The sequence below is a fragment of the Weissella sp. DD23 genome (assembly GCF_001579105.1).
Lineage (GTDB): Bacteria > Bacillota > Bacilli > Lactobacillales > Lactobacillaceae > Weissella > Weissella cibaria.
This window is the reverse complement of record NZ_KQ970390.1, coordinates 3,076-4,488: the sequence shown is the minus strand read 5'-3', so window position 1 is coordinate 4,488 and position 1,413 is coordinate 3,076. Positions and strand designations below refer to the sequence as shown.

General features: G+C 45.6%; 2 protein-coding genes. Both read right to left on the bottom strand.

The features are described from left to right. The coding region (locus WEIDD23_RS00020) for a DUF1456 family protein (RefSeq protein ID WP_242865335.1) at nt 1-357 on the bottom strand (357 nt) is incomplete at its 3' end. A 55-nt stretch (nt 358-412) separates the two neighbouring features. Beyond that, nucleotides 413-1,333, bottom strand: a complete 921-nt coding sequence (gene rbsK / locus WEIDD23_RS00015) for a ribokinase (protein WP_010370343.1) — start codon at nt 1,331-1,333, stop codon at nt 413-415. Nucleotides 1,334-1,413: the final 80 nt, after the last annotated feature.

The following is a 1,413-nucleotide window of genomic DNA, read 5'->3' as shown; positions in this document are numbered from 1 at the left end:
GGCCGTCCAAAAATCAAGCAAGTCTTCATTTGAATAAGTCATCGCAATCTTCAACTTTTTGATCACAACGTTATTAATATCATTATCACGTTGCATACTGTAATCAGGCTCAATTGGATTACCGTCTTCGTCCTTCTTCACACCACGTTGCGAAATAATCAGCCCATTCATAAAGACTTCTAAGTCATGCCGACTCAACTTTTCATCACGTGGTGTATCCGGTTCTTGCTTCGTCATGATGTCTTGATACTGTTCCTTAGTCATTTTCAGACCACCCAGTTCAAAAATTTTAATCATGTCAGCATTCTTAATATTAAAAATAAAGCGGATGCGACGCACAATATCGTTATTATTCATTACAAATCTCTCGTTTCGATTGAAAAAGGCTGGGACTCACCCAGCCTTTGCAAGCTTAACCACGTGAGGCATTCACTTGATCAAGCGTTGGAATTGATGGTTGTGCACCGGCACCTTGGACCGTAATAGCTGCCGCTGCATTTGCAAAGCGCACTGCATCTTCAACATTACGCATGTCGGCGTCAAGCTTCGTTGTTAGCGCACCGATAAACGTATCACCAGCCGCCGTTGTGTCAACTGCCTTAACCTTCAAGGCCGGCACAAACCCATTTTCACCATCAGCCATGTGGAAGTACGAGCCGCGTTCGCCAACCGTAATAATCACATTTTTGGCACCCATTTCTTGTAAGCGCTTGGCGGCACTTTCCATTGATAGGTCATCAGTTACTGGAATACCCGTAATAATTTCGGCTTCTGTCTCATTTGGCACCACTAAATCAGTCAGTGCCAACAATTCAGCGGGAATATCCTTGGTTGCTGGCGCGGGATTGAGCACCGTCATGACATCAGCAGCCTTGGCCGCTTTAAATGCGCTCAGTGTGGCAACCATTGGCGTCTCAAATTGGGCAATCAACACGTCTGACGCTTTAATCGTTGCATCGGCTGCGGCAACATTTGATTCATTCACTTGGCGGTTCGCGCCACCGAGAATCAAAATGGTGTTGTTTGAGTCAGCCTCAAGCATAATGTATGCAGCACCTGTTGCAACACCTGATAGTTCAGCCACATGGGCTGTATCAATACCATCCGCTTGTAATGCATCTAGTAATAGTTGCCCGTTCTGGTCATCCCCGACGGCGCCAATAAAATTAACGTCCGCACCTAACCGCTTTGCTGCGACCGCTTGATTGGCACCCTTACCACCAGGCGCCGTTGAGGCATCATCCATTGCCAACGTTTCACCTTGTTGTGGCAAGTGTGGAATGTGCAATATGGTATCCGCATTCAACGAACCCAATACAATAATCTTCTTCATCACCAATGTGCTCCCTTATTTCTAGTCAATTTAGTATATCAAAAAAGATGGCCACTTGGAAAAGCGACCACCTTTCTTAT